The organism is Streptomyces sp. AM25 (assembly GCF_058146165.1).
Genome location: NZ_JBKIWN010000017.1, coordinates 26900 through 44226, shown reverse-complemented (window position 1 = coordinate 44226; position 17327 = coordinate 26900). Strand labels below are relative to the sequence as shown.

General features: G+C 73.0%; 16 protein-coding genes and 1 pseudogene. 12 read left to right on the top strand and 5 right to left on the bottom strand.

From position 1 onward, the window contains the following. Positions 1-35 precede the first annotated feature (35 nt). Positions 36-1202 (bottom strand): ABC transporter ATP-binding protein, encoded by a 1167-nt coding sequence (locus tag ACLHRZ_RS23445; RefSeq protein ID WP_490420454.1) that lies wholly within the window; start codon positions 1200-1202, stop codon positions 36-38. Between the two features lie 129 nt (positions 1203-1331). Between ACLHRZ_RS23445 and ACLHRZ_RS23440 the strand changes: the two genes are divergently transcribed. From ACLHRZ_RS23440 to ACLHRZ_RS23425, 4 genes are all read left to right on the top strand, one after another. Beyond that, positions 1332-2057 (top strand): ABC transporter permease, encoded by a 726-nt coding sequence (locus ACLHRZ_RS23440; RefSeq protein WP_490420609.1) that lies wholly within the window; start codon positions 1332-1334, stop codon positions 2055-2057. Further along, positions 2057-2752, top strand: coding sequence for an ABC transporter permease (locus ACLHRZ_RS23435; protein ID WP_490420453.1), 696 nt, complete (start codon positions 2057-2059; stop codon positions 2750-2752). The genes ACLHRZ_RS23440 and ACLHRZ_RS23435 overlap by 1 nt, the downstream gene beginning before the upstream one ends. Further along, positions 2749-3726 (top strand): ABC transporter substrate-binding protein, encoded by a 978-nt coding sequence (locus ACLHRZ_RS23430; RefSeq protein ID WP_490420452.1) that lies wholly within the window; start codon positions 2749-2751, stop codon positions 3724-3726. The genes ACLHRZ_RS23435 and ACLHRZ_RS23430 overlap by 4 nt, the downstream gene beginning before the upstream one ends. Positions 3727-3852: 126 nt before the next feature. Beyond that, entirely contained in the window at positions 3853-4905 is a 1053-nt protein-coding gene (locus ACLHRZ_RS23425; protein WP_490420451.1) for a hypothetical protein, read from the top strand. A gap of 36 nt (positions 4906-4941) precedes the next feature. On the opposite strand, the gene ACLHRZ_RS23420 is transcribed toward ACLHRZ_RS23425, so the two are convergent. Further along, complete coding sequence (locus ACLHRZ_RS23420) at positions 4942-6084, bottom strand: NADH-quinone oxidoreductase subunit D (protein WP_490420450.1); 1143 nt, start codon at positions 6082-6084, stop codon at positions 4942-4944. Positions 6085-6096: 12 nt separating this feature from the next. Continuing rightward, positions 6097-7122, bottom strand: a complete 1026-nt coding sequence (locus ACLHRZ_RS23415) for an SAM-dependent methyltransferase (protein ID WP_490420449.1) — start codon at positions 7120-7122, stop codon at positions 6097-6099. A gap of 121 nt (positions 7123-7243) precedes the next feature. Between ACLHRZ_RS23415 and ACLHRZ_RS23410 the strand changes: the two genes are divergently transcribed. Next, a complete protein-coding gene (locus tag ACLHRZ_RS23410) occupies positions 7244-8443 on the top strand; it encodes a sensor histidine kinase (protein ID WP_490420608.1) in 1200 nt (399 codons plus the stop codon). Between the two features lie 77 nt (positions 8444-8520). After that, positions 8521-9198, top strand: a complete 678-nt coding sequence (locus ACLHRZ_RS23405; RefSeq protein WP_490420448.1) for a response regulator transcription factor — start codon at positions 8521-8523, stop codon at positions 9196-9198. Between the two features lie 3 nt (positions 9199-9201). Here ACLHRZ_RS23405 and ACLHRZ_RS23400 read toward each other — a convergent pair whose 3' ends face one another. Continuing rightward, positions 9202-10314 (bottom strand): DUF5937 family protein, encoded by a 1113-nt coding sequence (locus ACLHRZ_RS23400; RefSeq protein ID WP_490420607.1) that lies wholly within the window; start codon positions 10312-10314, stop codon positions 9202-9204. 104 nt (positions 10315-10418) lie between these two features. Between ACLHRZ_RS23400 and ACLHRZ_RS23395 the strand changes: the two genes are divergently transcribed. Beyond that, entirely contained in the window at positions 10419-10739 is a 321-nt protein-coding gene (locus ACLHRZ_RS23395) for a hypothetical protein (RefSeq protein ID WP_490420447.1), read from the top strand. On the opposite strand, the gene ACLHRZ_RS23390 is transcribed toward ACLHRZ_RS23395, so the two are convergent. Further along, positions 10659-11816, bottom strand: a complete 1158-nt coding sequence (locus ACLHRZ_RS23390) for a threonine aldolase family protein (RefSeq protein WP_490420446.1) — start codon at positions 11814-11816, stop codon at positions 10659-10661. The two genes, ACLHRZ_RS23395 and ACLHRZ_RS23390, sit on opposite strands and share 81 nt — an antisense overlap. 161 nt (positions 11817-11977) lie before the next feature. Between ACLHRZ_RS23390 and ACLHRZ_RS23385 the strand changes: the two genes are divergently transcribed. The 5 genes and pseudogenes from ACLHRZ_RS23385 (at position 11978) to ACLHRZ_RS23365 (ending at position 17254) form a co-directional block, all read left to right on the top strand. After that, a complete protein-coding gene (locus ACLHRZ_RS23385) occupies positions 11978-12898 on the top strand; it encodes a Rossmann-like and DUF2520 domain-containing protein (RefSeq protein WP_490420445.1) in 921 nt (306 codons plus the stop codon). Then, positions 12895-13773, top strand: coding sequence for a pantoate--beta-alanine ligase (gene panC, locus ACLHRZ_RS23380; protein WP_490420444.1), 879 nt, complete (start codon positions 12895-12897; stop codon positions 13771-13773). Before ACLHRZ_RS23385 ends, panC begins: the two co-directional genes overlap by 4 nt. Next, positions 13770-15449, top strand: a pseudogene (locus tag ACLHRZ_RS23375) (L-aspartate oxidase); the annotation flags it as partial. The gene panC and the pseudogene ACLHRZ_RS23375, both read left to right, overlap by 4 nt. A 12-nt stretch (positions 15450-15461) precedes the next feature. Continuing rightward, a complete protein-coding gene (gene nadC / locus ACLHRZ_RS23370; protein ID WP_490420606.1) occupies positions 15462-16457 on the top strand; it encodes a carboxylating nicotinate-nucleotide diphosphorylase in 996 nt (331 codons plus the stop codon). Beyond that, on the top strand, positions 16457-17254 hold the full coding sequence (locus ACLHRZ_RS23365) for a type III pantothenate kinase (RefSeq protein ID WP_490420443.1): 798 nt from the start codon (positions 16457-16459) through the stop codon (positions 17252-17254). Before nadC ends, ACLHRZ_RS23365 begins: the two co-directional genes overlap by 1 nt. The last annotated feature ends 73 nt before the right edge of the window (positions 17255-17327 follow it).

The following is a 17327-nucleotide window of genomic DNA, read 5'->3' as shown; positions in this document are numbered from 1 at the left end:
GAACAACCACAACGCACCCGCACCCGACGACGCGCCTACGACCCCGGCACCGTGGCCACATCCACCTCGCTGCGCGCAGCGCCCACCGCATCGGCCCCGATCGACCGCCGCAGCGCCTCGTGCAGCCGCGCAGGGGTGAGCACGCCCACGAAGTGATCCGCGTCCTCCCCGCCCAGCACCGCGATCCACCCCGCGTCGTGCTGCAGCATCACGCTGAACGCCTGCTTGAGCGAAGCCCCCACCGGCACCCAGGCATCCATGCGCCGCGCATGGTCCCGCACCGTCCCGCTCCCCGAGCGCAGCGCATCGCCGTCCACCCACCCGTGCAGCCGCTCCGCACGGTCCAGGACCACGGCCCACCGTGCCCCCTCCCGGGCGAGCCGCGCAGCGGCATCCGGCAGCCGGTCGTCCAGGTGCACCACGGGCGGCTGCTCCAGGTCGCCCGCCTCGATCGCGGTGACGGAGAGCCGCTTGAGCCCCCGGTCCGCCCCGACGAAGTCGGCCACGTACGGCGTGGCCGGCGCCCCCAGCACCGCCGCCGGTGCGTCGAACTGTTCGATGCGCCCGTTCCCGTACACCGCGATGCGGTCGCCCAGCCGGACGGCCTCCTCGATGTCGTGGGTGACGAAGAGCACCGTCTTGCGCACCTGCGACTGCAGCCGCAGGAATTCGTTCTGCAGCCGTTCGCGGACCACGGGGTCGACGGCGCCGAAGGGTTCGTCCATCAGGAGGACGGGCGGGTCCGCCGCGAGGGCCCGGGCCACTCCGACGCGCTGGCGCTGGCCGCCGGAGAGCTGGTCGGGGTAGCGGTCGCCGTAGACGGCCGGATCGAGGCCGACCAGGTCGAGCAGCTCCGCCGCACGGTCGCGGGCCTTCCTGCGCTGCCAGCCGAGCAGGTGCGGCACGGTGGCCGTGTTCTCCAGCACCGTCTTGTGCGGGAAGAGGCCCACCTGCTGGATGACGTAGCCGATGCGGCGGCGCAGCTCGACGGGGTCGACGGCCGAGATGTCCTCGCCGTTCACCAGGATGCGGCCGCCGGTGGGCTCGATCAGCCGGTTGACCATCTTCATCGTGGTCGTCTTGCCGCACCCCGACGGTCCGACGAGCGTGACGAGCTCGCCCTCCGCCACCTCGAAGGACAGGTCGTCCACGGCGGTCGTGCCGTCGGCGAAGCGTTTGGTCACGTGCTCGAAGCGGATCATGACACCCCATTGTGGTCGAACAATGTTGCTGCCGGATGGCAAGGGGCCTCGCCGGAGGCGATTGTCGGTGCCGGGGGTTAGGGTCGCCAGTGACCGACGGTGAATGCCGAGGGGGAGGTGAGCGCACGGATGGCGGCGGACGGGAACTGCCTGATCAGCAATGACTGGATCTGCGGTGAGTACGTGCGGACGCGGGGGCAGGAGCTCACGGATGCCGTGCTGCAGCACATCGGCATCACAGTGGCATCGGTCGCGCTGGGGCTGCTGGTCGCCCTTCCGCTGGCCCTGCTGGCGCGCCGACGGCGCAGCGTGGCGGGCCCGGTCCTCGGGCTGACCACGGTGCTCTACACGGTGCCGTCGCTGGCGATGTTCTCGCTGCTGGTGCCGGTGTTCGGGCTGTCGGCGGCCGTCGTGGTGACGGGCCTGGTGCTGTATTCGCTGACGATCCTCGTGCGCAACATCCTGGCCGGCCTCGCCGCCGTCCCGGAGGAGGCCCGAGAGGCGGCGCGCGGCATGGGCTACGGGCCGGTCCGGCTGCTGTTCGGCGTCGAACTCCCGCTGGCCCTGCCCGCGTTGATGGCCGGCCTGCGGATCGCCACGGTCTCCACGGTCTCGCTCACCACGGTGGGCGCGATCATCGGATACGGCGGCCTGGGCAATCTCATCTACGAAGGAATGCGCAGCTACTTCAAGGCGCAGGTGCTCACGGCCTCGGTGCTGTGCGTGGTCCTCGCCGTCGGGGCGGATGTCCTGCTCCTGCTGGTGCAGCGGCTGTTGACGCCGTGGACGCGCACGCGCAGGCGTACGGGCCGCCGTGCAGGACGGCCCGTCGACGCCGAGGCGGTGGCGGCCTGATGGACGTTTTCCCGAGGACCTGGACCTGGCTGTCCACCGGCTCCCACTGGACGGGGGCGGAGGGCGTGTGGCACCGGCTCGGCCAGCACCTCTTCCTCACCGCCGTCTGCCTGTTGATCTCGTGTGCGATCGCGCTGCCCGTGGCCGTGCTCCTCGGCCACCTGGGCCGCGGCGGGGCGTTGGCGGTGAACATCTCCAACGCGGGGCGCGCGGTGCCGACGTTCGCGGTGCTGGTGCTGTTGCTGCTCAGCCCGCTGGGGACGCACGGCTCCTGGCCGACCGTCATCGCGCTGGTCCTGTTCGCGATACCGCCGTTGCTCACCAACGCCTATGTGGGCATGCGTGAAGTGGACCGGGGCGTCGTGGAGGCCGCCCGCGGCATGGGTATGACGGGGGGTCAGATAGTGGCCCGGGTCGAACTGCCGCTGGCCTTCCCGTTCATCGTCACCGGCATCCGCTCCGCGGCCGTCCAGGTCGTGGCCACGACCACGCTGGCCGCGCTGCCCGGGGGCGGCGGCCTCGGGCGCATCATCACCGCCGGTTTCCGGCTCACCGACACTGCACAGGTGGTGGCCGGCGCCCTGCTCGTGGCCGTGCTGGCCCTGCTGGTCGAGGGCGCCTTCGTCCTCGCGCAGCGCGGGCTGGACCCGCTGCGTCGGCGCAGCGGCCGCCCCGACGGAATGGAGTACGCATGACCAGGACCCCGCGCAGGGCGCGGACCGCCCGCGCCCTGCCGGCGGCGATAGGCGCCGTGGCCCTGACGGCCGGCCTCGCCGCGTGCGGCGGCAACAGCCTGGAGAAGTCCGGCGAGGGCGGCGGCTCCGGCGGGGGTGCGGGCTCGCTGGTGATCGGGTCGGCGTCGTTCACCGAGTCCAAGGTGCTCGCGGAGATATACGCGGGGCTGCTGAAGGACGCCGGATATTCGACGTCGATCAAGACCGTCGATGCGCGTGAGCTGTATGAACCGGCTCTGGAGAAGGGACAGATCGATGTCGTCCCGGAGTATGCGGCGACGCTCGCGGAATTCCTGAACAAGAAGCAGAACGGCAAGGACGCCCCCGCCGTCGCTTCCCCCGATGCCGATGCGACGGTGAAGGCCCTGCGCAAACTCGCCGAACCACGCGGCCTCAAGGTGCTCGACCCGGGCCGGGCGGTCGATCAGAACGCCTTCGCCGTCACGGCCGAGTTCGCGGAAAAACACCACCTCAAGACGCTTTCCGATCTTGGAAAGTCGGGCGAGGCGGTGCGCATCGCAGCAGGTGACGAATGCTCCCAGCGGCCCTTCTGCCAACCGGGCCTGGAGAAGACCTACGGGATCAAGGTCACCGGCGTCGACCCGCTGGAGATCGGCAGCACCCAGGCCAAGCAGGCGGTCAAGGACGGCAAGGACCAGCTGCTGCTGACCACGACCACGGACGCCACGCTCAAGCCGTTCGGGCTGGTGCTGCTCGAGGACGACAAGAAGCTCCAGAACTCCGACAACGTCCTGCCGGTGGTGAATAACCGGAGGGCGGGTTCGCAGAAGATCGAAGAAGCGCTGGCCAAGCTCACCAGGGTGCTGACCACGGCAGATCTGACCGAACTCAACAAGAAGGTCGACGCCGAACGGCTCAAGCCCGCGGACGTGGCCGCGAAGTACCTCAAGGACAAGGGCCTGGTGGCCAAGTGACGCGGTGACGGGAGACGGCGAAGAGGGGAAGCCGGGGAACGAGTGAAGTAGGGGAGAAGTAAGATCAAGGGAAGAGTTTGGTGGTGGGGTCACACTCCCGTGGCAACGCACGGTAAGTTTCAGGCCATGCCACGAGGACGCCACCGCCATTCCGCACCCCTGCACCGGCTTCTTCCCGCATCGACGGTCGCCGCGACATCGGTCGCCTGCGCCGCCGCTGCCTGGTTGGTGGAGGAAACGCTCCTCATCCGCAGCCTGGCCGTCGCGGCCTCCGCCGCCGCGGTCGTCGGAGCCGTGCTGATGCGCCGCTGGGACCGTTCCGCGGGCAAGCGCGTCGCCCAGCTCACCGCCGCCCGGGCGCGCGACGAGTGGAAGACCGACGAGCGCATCGCCGAGCTGGAGACGGACCTGGAGGAGGCGGGCCTGGCCAAGGCCCGCATCGAGGCCAAGCTCCGCACCAAGCGTGCCGAGCTCGCCCGGCTCCGTACCGAGCACGCCGACCTGCTGCGCCGCTACGCCACCGCCGAGACCGGGCGCGCGAGCGCCCTGGAGGGGCGGCGCCTGCTCGCCAGGACGAAGACGGCGAAGGAGCTGGAGCCCGCGGCCGCGGACCGCCCGGCCGACGGGGAGACGCGGCCCGGCGCGGCGGCCTTCCGCAAGGCCGCCGACGCCCTCCGCGACCTGGAGCGCAACGCGGCACGCCAGCGGGCCGCCGCCGCCCGCGGCACGGGGCCGGCGCCCGAGCCGGATTCCGCACCCGAGCCGAAGCCCGAGCCGGAGTCCGAGCCGAAGGCCCAGGCAGTGGCGAAGGCCGAAGCGAAGAAGGCAGACACGAAGGCCGATTCGGCGTCCGATGCGGCGTCCGAGCCCGAGGCCCCGTCCCAGGACGCGGCGAAGCCGGCGGCCGCACCCTCGGCGGCCCTCGTCCCGCAGGGCCCCGCGCACCGGCCCGCCTCCCGCGCCCGGGGCGGCTTCGACTTCTTCGGCACCCGCCGCGTCCCGGCCGCCTCCTCCAAGCCGGTGGAGGAGCAGGATCTGGCCGATGTCGTCGGCGAGGAGGCGCTCGCCGAGGCGGAGGCCGAGGCCGGGGCCGACGCGGACGGCAAGGTCATCGACCTGACCGCCCACGACGAGACCGAGCAGATCGACGTCGCGGAGCTGCGCAGCGCGATCTCGTAGCGGCCGGGGCCCCGGCCGAGGCCGGGGCCCTGCCTCCTACTTGTCGATGTCGCCCACGACGAAGAACATCGAGCCCAGGATCGCGACCATGTCCGCGACCAGGGTCCCCGGGAGCAGCTCGATCAGCGCCTGGATGTTGTTGAACGACGCCGAGCGGAGCTTCAGCCGGTACGGGGTCTTCTCGCCCTTGGAGACGAGGTAGTAGCCGTTCAGGCCGAGCGGGTTCTCGGTCCAGGCGTAGGTCGCGCCCTCGGGGGCCTTGAGCACCTTGGGCAGCCGCTGGTTGACCGGGCCGGGCGGAAGCTCCGCCAGCCGGTCCAGACAGGCCCCGGCCAGCTCCAGGGAGTTGTGCGTCTGCTCCAGCAGGCACTCGAAGCGGGCCAGGCAGTCGCCCTCCTCGCGGGTGACGACCTTCAGCACGTCCGCCAGCTCGGCGTAGGCCAGGTACGGCTCGTCGCGGCGCAGGTCGAAGCCGACGCCGGAGGCGCGGGCGATGGGCCCGCTGACCCCGTAGGCGTGCACCGCCTCCGGGGCGAGGACACCCACGCCGCGCGTCCGGCCGCGGAAGATCTCGTTGCCGAGGACCAGCCGGTCGTAGACGTCCATCCGGGAACGGACCTCGGCCACCGCGTGCCGGGCCCGGCCGAGCCAGCCCGCGGGCAGGTCCTCCTTGAGGCCGCCGACGCGGTTGAACATGTAGTGCATCCGGCCGCCGGAGACCTCCTCCATCACCGTCTGGAGCTCCTCGCGCTCGCGGAACGCGTGGAAGACGGGGGTGATGCCGCCGAGCTCCAGCGGATACGAGCCCAGGAACATCAGGTGGTTGAGCACCCGGTTGAGCTCGGCCAGCAGCGTGCGCAGCCACACCGCGCGCTCGGGCACCTCCATGCCCAGCATCCGCTCGACGGCCATCACCACGCCGAGCTCGTTGGAGAAGGCCGACAGCCAGTCGTGGCGGTTGGCGAGCATGATGATCTGCCGGTAGTCGCGTGCCTCGAACAGCTTCTCCGCGCCCCGGTGCATATAGCCGATGACCGGCTCCGCGCTGCGGACCCGCTCCCCGTCGAGGACGAGGCGCAGCCGCAGCACCCCGTGGGTGGACGGGTGCTGAGGGCCGATGTTGAGCACCATGTCGGTGCTCTCCGCCGCGCCGCCGATGCCGACTGTCGTCTCCGTCATGGGGACAGTTTCTCAGCTGTCCCCGGCGTCCGCGCCCAGCACGTCCGCGCAGGCCGGGCCCACCGGCTGGAGCAGCCAGCCGAAGCTGCCCAGGCCGCCGGGGGAGGTCAGCTCCGTCGCCTCGCCGGCCGCGCCGAGCGCCCGTACGTAGGCGGCCGGGTCGGACGAGGCGAGCGCGAGCGGCGGGCGGCGGCCGTCCAGGCCGAGAGCGCGCAGCGCCTCGCGCTGGCTGAGCACCCGGGCGCCCGGGCCCGCGCAGGCGTCGAGCGCCACGTGCGCGGTGACGTCGCACGAACCGTCGGGCACCGGCCGCACCTCGCGGCCCTCGCGGAAGCCGGCCAGGGTGCCGAACGGCGGCCGGGCGGCCCGCTCGTGGGCGTAGTCCACGGCGACGGCCAGCCCGGCCCGCAGCCCGCCCGCGGCCCGGGCCCAGGCGGCGTCGCGCGGGCGGCCGATCTCGGCCCGGCTGCCGGGCGGGGCGCCCTCCAGGGGCCACCAGCGCTCCAGCCAGGCGGCGTCCTCCCCGGAGACCGGGTCGCCCAGCAGCTCCTCGCCGTCGGGCCGGACCAGGACCTGACGGGCCGTGCCCTCGCCGTCCGCCTCGGCGACGTCGAGCGGCACGTTGTCCAGCCACTCGTTGGCGAACAGCAGGCCCTCCGTCCCCTGCGGGGGCTCGTCCAGCCAGGTGATGCGCGCATCGAGCCCGGCGGGCCGGTCCGCGAGCTCCACGGCGTACGGGCGCAGCCGCCCGGCCAGTTCCGGCGGGCACCGGTCGAGCACGCCCGAGACGAGCTCCCCGCGCCCGGCGCCCATGTCGGTGAACGCCAGCTCCGCCGGGTGCCCGAGCGCGGCGTCGACGCGGCGCAGCAGTTCCACGACCGCTCCCGCGAAGAGCGGGGAGGCGTGCACCGAGGTGCGGAAGTGACCGGCCGGGCCCTCGGGGCGGCGGTAGAAGCCGCCGGGGCCGTACAGCGCGGCCTCCGCCGCCTCCCGCCACGGCAGCCACGACGGGTCGGGCCTGGTCGTCTCGCTTCCCATAGGCACACCGTATGCGCGCACGGCGGTGCCGGTGCCTCCACCTTGGGGAGTAGAGGAGGAGTCGACGGATCGATCGTCCGGTTGACCCCGGCACGTACTCGACGTGCCTACGCTGGGTGACGTGCAGCGCCTCTACGACTTCCTCCGCAGACACCCCACGGGAGTGGACAGCTTCTGGGCTCTCCTGCTGCTGATGCTGAGCGCCCTGTCCATCGCGGAAGGGGGCAGCGAGGGGCCGGTCGCCGTCAAGATCGTCGCGGCGTTCGCGCTGTGCACGGTGATCGCCCTGCGGCGGCGGGCGCCGGAGAAGATGCTGCTGCTGGCGGCCGCGGTCGGCGTGGGCCAGGTGGTCACCGGTGCCTCGGCGGACGTCGCCGACTTCGCGATGCTCGTGATCGTTTACACCGTGGCGTCCGGCGGCACCCGCTGGGCCTCCCGGTTCGCCCTGATCGCGGGCCTGTTCGCGCCCGCGATCGCCACCGTCCGCTGGCCGGAGCCGCACCAGTCGGTGCCCAGCCAGGTGATAGCGACGGTCTTCGTCACCGTGCCCTTCCTGCTCGCCTGGGTGCTGGGCGACTCCATGCGGACCCGGCGTGCCTACTGGGCCCAGCTGGAGGAGCGCGCCGAGCGGCTGGAGAAGGAGCGGGAGCAGCAGTCGCGCATGGCCGTGACCGCCGAACGCGCCCGCATCGCCCGCGAACTGCACGACGTGGTCGCCCACAACGTGTCCGTGATGGTGGTGCAGGCGGACGGCGCCGCCTACGTCCTGGACTCCTCGCCCGAGCAGGCCAAGCAGGCACTGGAGACGATCTCCGGCACCGGCCGCCAGGCGCTGACGGAGATGCGCCGGCTGCTGGGCGTGCTGCGCACCGAGGAGGGCGCGGGGGAGGGCGGCGAGTACGTCCCGCAGCCCGACGTGGAGCAGATCGGCGAACTGGTCGAGCAGGTGCGGGGCGCCGGGCTGCCCGTGGAGTTCAAGGTCGAGGGCGCGCCGCGCCCGCTGCCCAGCGGCGTGGAGCTGACGGCCTACCGGATCGTGCAGGAAGCACTCACCAACACCCGCAAGCACGGCGGACCGGACGTCGGGGCGAGCGTGCAGCTGACCTACTTCGACGACGGGCTGGGACTGCTCGTCGAGGACGACGGCCGCGGCGCACAGCACGAGCTCTACGAGTCGGGCGGCGCGGACGGCATGGGGCACGGCCTGATCGGCATGCGCGAGCGGGTCGGCATGATCGGCGGCACCCTGGACGCGGGACCGCGGCCCGGCGGCGGCTTCCGGATCAGCGTCCTGCTGCCGATCAAGCCGGGCGGCCGCTGACGGCGGGCTTCTGGGAACCTGTCCACCAGCAACGCGACAACCAGCAATCAACTGAACGGCAGAGAAAAGGAACCCGCATGTCGATCCGCGTGATGCTCGTCGACGACCAGGTGCTGCTGCGCACCGGCTTCCGCATGGTGCTGGCGGCCCAGCCCGACATGGAGGTCGTCGCCGAGGCCGGGGACGGCGTGGAGGCGCTCGAGGCGCTGGCCGGCACGCCCGTGGACGTGGTCCTGATGGACGTCCGGATGCCGCGGCTGGACGGGGTCGAGGCGACCCGCCGCATCTGCGCCCAGGAGAACCCGCCGAAGGTGCTCATCCTCACCACCTTCGACCTCGACGAGTACGCCTTCTCCGCCCTCAAGGCCGGTGCGAGCGGCTTCATGCTCAAGGACGTGCCGCCGGGCGAACTGCTGGGCGCCATCCGGTCCGTGCACAGCGGCGACGCCGTGGTCGCCCCGAGCACCACCCGCCGGCTGCTGGACCGCTTCACGCCCATGCTGCCGCGCACCGCCAACGAGCCGACCAGCGCCGAGATCGGCCGGCTGACCGAGCGCGAGCGCGAGGTGATGCTGCTGGTGGCCCAGGGGCTGTCCAACGGCGAGATCGCGGCGCGGCTGGTGCTGTCGGAGGCCACCGTGAAGACCCATGTCGGCCGCATCCTCACCAAGCTGGGGCTGCGGGACCGGGTGCAGGTCGTGGTGATGGCCTACGAGAGCGGCCTCGTCCGGGCCGGGGGCGGCGGGCTGCAGTAGCGGTCAGCGCAGCACCCCCTCCAGGAAGTCGCTGCCCAGCCGGGCCACCACGGTCAGGTCCAGCTGGTGCAGCACGTACCGGCCGCGGCGGCGGGTCGTGATCAGCCCGGCCTTCTTCAGCACGGCCACGTGCCGCGAGACCTCGGGCGCGGTGATGCCGTGCGTGGCCGCCAGCTCGCTCGTGGTGTAGGCACCACGGGCCAGGTAGCGGCACATCCGTATCCGCATCGGATGGGCCAGGGCCTCCAGGCGCAGCTTGAGCACGTCCAGCGCGGCGGGGCCGGGCAGCTCGGGTGCGGCCACCGGGTAGTGGATCACCGGGCGCCAGCCGGGCGCGTGCAGCACCCACAGGTGCGGCCAGCCGAGGGAGGACGGGACGAACGTGACGCCCGCTCCGACGGCCGGGTCGAGCGCTGTGGTGCGGCCGGTGCTGATCTTGTCGACACCGATCCGGCTCCCGTCGGCGTCCAGGGTCACCGCCGCCGAGACCTCGGCCAGTGCCTCGGCCAGGCCCCTGTGACGCAGCACCTCCGCCTTGTGCCGGGCGTCGGCGGCCAGTTGGACCCGCACCCGCTGCCAGACGGCGTCGAAGAACGCCTCTGCGCAGTCCTCGAACAGGCGGCGGATCCAGGCCCGTACCGTCGGCGGATCCTCCAACAGCCGCTGGGCGAACGCCAGCTGCCGGGGGCCCCGCGCCGTGGCCCGCTCCAGAGCTCCTGCGCGGGCCTTGGCGTCGGAGAGCGGCGACGGGCCGCCCTCGGAGTACCGGTGGGTGCAGGAGATCTCCAGGGCGGCGTTGACGTACACGTCGTCGTCGAGCCGGTCCAGGATGTCCAGGTCCTCGGCGAGTGTGGCACCCGGCCTGCCGTGCGTACCGGGGAGCGCCGCGAACGGCATGGAGATGTCCGAGAAGGTCGAGTTCCACAGGAACTCCGCCTCGCACAGCCGGTCCGCGAGATCCGGCTTCAGGGAAGCGTTCGTCGCGGTCGTCCAGCCGTGCAGCCCGGGGTGGTGCCCGGGCTCGGCCAGGGCATGCAGCGCGGTGCACAGCTCGGCCAGCGGCGACGGGCTGAACACCATGCGCTCGGGCGGCAGCCCGGCGATGTCGATCGTCACGCTCATGCGCCCATCGTGCCTTTCTTTCCGCAGGTCGGGCCGTCGATTGACGGTCCTTGTCAATCCAAGTGCGGCAGCCGCCCGGGCGCCGCACGGTGGAGTGCATGAACGCGATCCAGCAGCACATGCTCGACCTCCACCGCGCCGCCCGTCACCACGAGCCCGCCCCGCCCGCACCGGGCACCGGCGAGGTGCAGGCCCTCCGCGAGATCCGTACCTGGTGGCGCTTCCGGGCCGTCGTCGACGAGCGCTCCGCCGCCCGCCGTGCAGGATGGTCCGCCCTCCTCGGCCTGTTGCGGCCGGGCCGCCGCGCCGCCACCGGCGCCGCCGCCGTGCGCCGCCCGTCAGCCGCGCAGCCGGTCCGCCCGCTCCAGCACGGCGCCGATCGCGTCGCGGACGTCTGCGGGCGTCCAGCCCAGCGCTGACGCGCCGACCGTGACCTCGGTGATCGACATGCCGGGCACCGGCGCCCCGGACCAGCGGTCGAACACCCAGGTGCCGGTCTCCTCCGCGAACCGCACCCCGGCCTCCTCCAGCACGCCGGCCGGATACGGCAGCCACACCTGGAACTGGTGGGTGTGCGGCACCTCCGGATGCACCCGGAACCAGGGCACCCCGGCGGCGCGGAAGGCCTCTTCCAGGGCCCGGGCCACGACCTTCGCCTGCGCCACGTACGACGGCAGCCGCGGCAGCTCACGGTCCAGCCCGGCCAGCGCGGCGAGCGCCGCGGGCCACTGCTGGAACAGCTGCCCGCCGTACCGGTGCCGCCAGGCGACGGCCTCCTCGATCAGCGATGCCGGGCCCGCGAGCGCGGCTCCCGATATGCCGCCGAGCGACTTGTAGAAGGACACGTACACCGAGTCGGCCAGGCCGGCCAGCTCCGGCAGCCCGACCCCGAAGTGCTCCGTGCACTCCCACAGCCGCGCCCCGTCGAAGTGGACCACCGCATCCCGCTCGCGGGCCGCCTCCACGACCTCGCAGAGCTCCTCCCACGTGGGCAGCAGGAAACCGGGCTCGCGCAGCGGCAGCTCCAGCGCGAGCGTCCCGAAGGGCTCCTCCAGCTCCCGCACCTCCGCCGCCGTGGGCGGCCGGTGCTCCTGCGTGGTGTGCACCGCCCGCAACCCGCTGAGCTGCGCATACGCTCTCCGCTCGTGCATCTCCAGATGGGACAGCGGATGCATGGCCACCGCATCGCCGCCCGTGCGCCCCGCCCAGCAGCGCAGCGCCACCTGCTGGGCCATCGTCCCCGTGGGGAAGAACGCGGCCGCTTCCGTGCCGAGCAGCTCCGCGACCCGCCGCTCCAGCTCGGCGACCACCCCGTCCCCGTAGATATCCGGCCATTCGGCCAGGTCGTAGACGTCCGGCGCCTCGGCCGCCAGCCGCGTCAGCCGCTCGCCGAGCCGCTCCGCGAACGGGCTTGCCGAGAGCGTCCGCTCCGCCCCGTGCAGCGCCGCCAGCCTGCGGGCGCGGTCCACCCCTGTGTGATCCCCGTTGTCGGTCATGGGCCGATCATCGCGCACCGGCCCGGCACCCGCCCGGAGTTATCCACAGCGCAGCCCTATTCATCAGACAGTCGGACCGGAGGGGCGTGGAGGGGCTCGCGTAGCATGACAAAGGAATCGTCCGGTACCCCCGCGGACTGGAACGGAAGGCATCCCGCCGCGTGAACGCACACCTCTCCTCGGAGCACCCGAGCCCCCAGGACCGCCCCGCCCGGCTCACCGTCGGCGTCGTCGGCGCAGGCCGGGTCGGCCCCGCACTGGCCGCCTCGCTCCAGCTCGCAGGGCACCGCCCGGTCGCCGTGTCCGGCGTCTCCGACGCCTCCCGGCGACGCGCGGAGACCATGCTCCCCGGCGTTCCCGTGATGGCGCCCGCCGAGGTGCTGGCGCACGCCGAGCTCGTCCTGCTCACCGTCCCCGACGACGCCCTGCCCGGCCTCGTCGCCGGCCTCGCCGAGACCGGCACGGTCCGCCCGGGACAGCTCCTGGTGCACACCTCGGGGCGGCACGGCACCGCCGTCCTGGACCCCGCCCGGCGGGCCGGCGCCCTGCCGCTGGCCCTGCACCCCGCGATGACCTTCACCGGCACCCCGGTCGACGTCCAGCGGCTGGCCGGGTGCTCCTTCGGCGTCACGGCCCCCGAGGAACTGCGGCTGGCCGCCGAGGCGCTGGTCATCGAGATGGGCGGCGAGCCCGAGTGGATCGAGGAGGCGGCGCGCCCGCTCTACCACGCGGCCCTCGCCCTCGGCGCCAACCACCTCGTCACCCTCGTCGCCCAGGCCATGGAACTGCTGGGCACGGCCGGCGTGGAGCACCCCGACCGGATGCTCGGCCCGCTCCTCGGCGCCGCCCTCGACAACGCCCTGCGCAGCGGCGACGCCGCCCTCACCGGGCCCGTCGCGCGCGGCGACGCGGGCACGGTGGCCGCCCACATCGCGGAGCTGCGCGCCCATGCGCCCCAGGCCGTCGCCGGATACCTGGCGATGGCCCGCACCACCGCGGACCGCGCCCTCGCGCACGGCCTGCTCAAGCCCGAACTGGCGGAGGACCTGCTCGGCGTCCTCGCGGACGGAGGCAACAAGTGACCACCCCCCGACTCGCCCGCACGGCGGCGGAGCTCCACGGGCCGCCGCGCAGCGGCCGCCGTGCCGTCGTGATGACCATGGGCGCCCTGCACGAGGGCCACGCGGCCCTGATCCGCACCGCCCGCGAACTGGCCGGTGCGGACGGCCAGGTGGTCGTCACGGTCTTCGTCAACCCGCTGCAGTTCGGCGCCGGCGAGGACCTCGAGCGCTACCCGCGCACCCTCGACGCCGACCTCGCCGTCGCCGAAGAGGCGGGCGCGGACGTCGTGTTCGCCCCTGCCGCCGACGAGGTCTACCCCGGCGGCGAGCCCCAGGTCCGCGTCACGGCGGGGCCGATGGGCGAGCGGCTCGAAGGCGCCTTCCGCCCCGGCCACTTCGACGGGATGCTCACGGTCGTCGCCAAGCTGCTGCACCTGACGCTCCCGGACGTCGCCCTGTTCGGTCAGAAGGACGCGCAGCAACTCGCCCTGATCCGCCGCATGGTGCGCGACCTGAACTTCCCCGTCGAGATCGTGGCCGTCCCCACGGTCCGCGAGACCGACGGGCTGGCGCTCTCCAGCCGCAACCGCTACCTCTCCGACGCCGACCGGGCCTCCGCGCTCGAGCTGTCGCGCGCCCTGCTCGCCGCCCACAACGTCGTCGAACTCGGCCCGGGCGCCGTCCGGCACGCCGCACACGTCGTCCTGCACGCGGCTGCGCAGCTGACGCCGCCGGTCGACCTCGACTACCTCGCCCTCGTCGACCCGGCGGACTTCACCGAAGTCTCCGACGACTTCACCGGCGAGGCCGTTCTCGCTGTCGCCGCCAAGGTGGGCACCACCCGCCTGATCGACAACATGCCTCTCGTCTTCGGGGCGTTCGGAGAAGACCGATGACCGGTATACGCCTGCACGCGCCCCGCCCCGGCTGGTCGGTCGACGCCGACGTCGTCGTGGTGGGCTCCGGCGTCGCCGGACTCACCATCGCGCTGCGCTGCGCAGCGGCCGGGCAGAAGGTCACCGTCGTCACCAAGGCCCTCCTGGACGACGGTTCGACGCGCTGGGCGCAGGGCGGCATCGCGGCCGCCCTCGGCGACGGCGACTCCCCCGGGCAGCACCTGGACGACACCCTCGTCGCCGGTGCGGGCCTGTGCGACGAGGACGCCGTGCGCACACTCGTCACCGAAGGCCCTGACGCCGTCCGCAGACTCATCGCCACCGGCGCGCAGTTCGACACCGACGACGTCACCGGCGAGATCCTGCTGACCCGCGAGGGCGGCCACCACCGCCGCCGCATCGCACACGCCGGCGGCGACGCCACCGGCGCCGAGATCTCCCGGGCGCTGGTCGAGGCCGTGCGGGCCGCGGGCATCGAGACCATCGAGCACGCGCTGGTCCTCGACCTCCTCAAGGACGCGGACGGCCGGGCCGCGGGCGTCTCCCTGCACGTGATGGGCGAGGGACAGCGTGACGGCGTCGGCGCCGTGCGGGCCGGAGCGGTCGTCCTGGCGACCGGCGGCATGGGCCAGGTGTTCTCCGCGACCACCAACCCGGCCGTCTCCACGGGCGACGGGGTGGCACTCGCCCTGCGCGCCGGTGCGGAGGTCTCGGACCTGGAGTTCGTCCAGTTCCATCCGACCGTCCTGTGGCTCGGTCCCGGGTCCGAGGGGCAGCAGCCGCTCGTCTCGGAGGCGGTGCGCGGCGAAGGCGCCCACCTCGTCGATGCCGAGGGCCACCGCTTCATGGCCGGGCAGCACGAACTCGCCGAGCTGGCACCGCGCGACATCGTCGCCAAGGGCATCATGCGGCGCATGCAGGAGACCGGCGCGGAGCACATGTTCCTCGACGCCCGGCACTTCGGGGCGCAGATGTGGGAGCGCCGCTTCCCCACCATCCTGGCGGCCTGCCGGTCGCACGGCATCGACCCGGTCACCGAGCCCGTTCCGGTGGCTCCGGCCGCGCACTACGCTTCCGGCGGCGTGCGGACGGATCTGTACGGACGGACGACGGTTCCCGGGCTGTACGCCTGCGGCGAGGTGGCCTGCACCGGTGTGCACGGCGCGAACCGGCTGGCGTCCAACTCCCTGCTGGAAGGGCTGGTGTTCGCCGAGCGGATCGCCTCGGACATCGGCACGGCCGCCGTCGCCGCGGCGGGCCGGGAGCCGGCGGACGAGGCCGCCCCGGCGTCGTGCCTCGTCGCCCCCGAGGCCCGTCAGGCCGTCCAGCGCATCATGACCGCCGGTGCGGGCGTCCTGCGCTCCGCAGAGAGCCTGAGCACGGCGGCGGAGCAGCTGGAGCGCCTCCACACCGACTGCGCCGCCCCGCCGGAAGCCGCCGGCACCGAGAGCTGGGAGGCCACCAACCTCCTGCTCGTCGCCCGCGTCCTGGTCGCCGCCGCGCTCCGCCGCGAGGAGACCCGCGGCTGCCACTGGCGCGAGGACCGGCCCGACCGGGACGACGTCGCCTGGCGCCGCCACCTGCTGGTGACGCTCGGCCCCGACCGTACCCTCGCGGCCTCCACCACCGGGACGGCCGCCTTTCCGCCCGTAACCTCCGCTGCCACCGAGGAGAAGCACGTGAGCACCATGTCCGGCACCCCCGAGGAACTTCCCTTGCACCAGATCGGTGAGGACGCGGCCGGCTGCGGCGCCGGCTGCGCCTGCGGCGAGACGGACGCCGAGGCCATGGAGTGCGGCCTCGACCCCGACCTCTCCGCGCTCCTGGCCGCAGCAGGACTGGACCCGCTGCAGATCGAGGACATCGCCCACCTCGCCATCGACGAGGACCTGGACGGCGGCAAGGACATCACCACCTTCGCCACCATCCCCCACGACGCCGTCGCCACCGCCGACTTCACCGCCCGGGAGGCGGGCACCGTCGCCGGGCTGCGCGTCGCGGAGGCGATCCTCTCCGTCGTGTGCACCGAGGAATTCGAGGTCGAGCGGCACGTCGAGGACGGCGACCGGGTGGAGGCCGGCCAGAAGCTTCTGACCGTCCGGACGCACACACGCGACCTGCTGACCGGCGAGCGCAGCGCGCTCAACATCCTGTGCCGCCTGTCGGGCATCGCCACCGCCACGCGCGCGTGGGCGGACGTACTGCACGGCACCAAGGCGGCCGTCCGCGACACCCGCAAGACCACGGTCGGTCTGCGCGCCCTGGAGAAGTACGCGGTGCGGTGCGGCGGTGGCGTCAACCACCGCATGTCGCTGTCGGACGCCGCACTCATCAAGGACAACCACGTCATCGCCGCGGGCGGCGTCGCCGAGGCGTTCAAGGCCGTGCGGGAGCAGTTCCCGGACGTCGCGATCGAGGTCGAGGTGGACCGGATCGACCAGATCCCGCCGATCCTAGCCGAGGGCGCGGACCTGATCCTGCTGGACAACTTCACGGTCGAGCAGACGCGTGAGGCCGTTGAACTCGTCGCAGGGCGCGCCCTGCTGGAGTCCTCCGGGCGCCTCGCGCTCGCCAACGCCCGTGCGTACGCCGAGGCGGGCGTCGACTTCCTCGCCGTCGGGGCGCTCACCCACTCCTCCCCGATCCTCGACATCGGGCTGGACCTCCGGGAAGAAACCGTCTGATGCTGCTCACCATCGATGTCGGCAACACCCACACCGTCCTCGGCCTGTTCGACGGCGAGGACATCGTGGAGCACTGGCGCATCTCCACGGACGCCCGCCGCACGGCCGACGAACTGGCCGTGCTCATCCAGGGACTGATGGGCAGGCACCCGCTGCTCGGGGACGAGCTGGGGGAGGGCATCGAGGGCATCGCCATCTGCTCGACCGTGCCGTCGGTCCTGCACGAGCTGCGCGAGGTGACCCGTCGCTATTACGGCGACGTGCCGGCGATCCTCGTCGAGCCGGGTGTGAAGACGGGGGTGCCGATCCTGATGGACAACCCCAAGGAGGTCGGCGCCGACCGCATCATCAACGCGGTCGCCGCCGTCGAGCTGTACGGCGGGCCGTGCGTGGTCGTCGACTTCGGCACGGCCACCACGTTCGACGCGGTGAGCGCGCGCGGGGAGTACGTCGGCGGCGTGATCGCCCCGGGCATCGAGATCTCGGTGGAGGCGCTGGGCGTCCGCGGCGCCCAGCTGCGCAAGATCGAGCTGGCCCGGCCGCGCAGCGTCATCGGCAAGAACACCGTCGAGGCGATGCAGTCGGGCATCCTCTACGGCTTCACGGGCCAGGTCGACGGGGTCGTGAACCGGATGGCGCGGGAGCTGGCCGCCGACCCGGACGACGTGACGGTCATCGCGACGGGCGGACTCGCGCCGATGGTGCTGGGCGAGGCGTCGGTGATCGACGAGCACGAACCGTGGCTCACGCTGATCGGTCTGCGCCTGGTCTACGAGCGCAACGTCTCGCGCACGTAATCCGCTCCGGAACGCTCCGGAACGCCCCCGGGAACGATCCGGGGGCGCGTAGGCATTCGAGGGTATTCGGCGG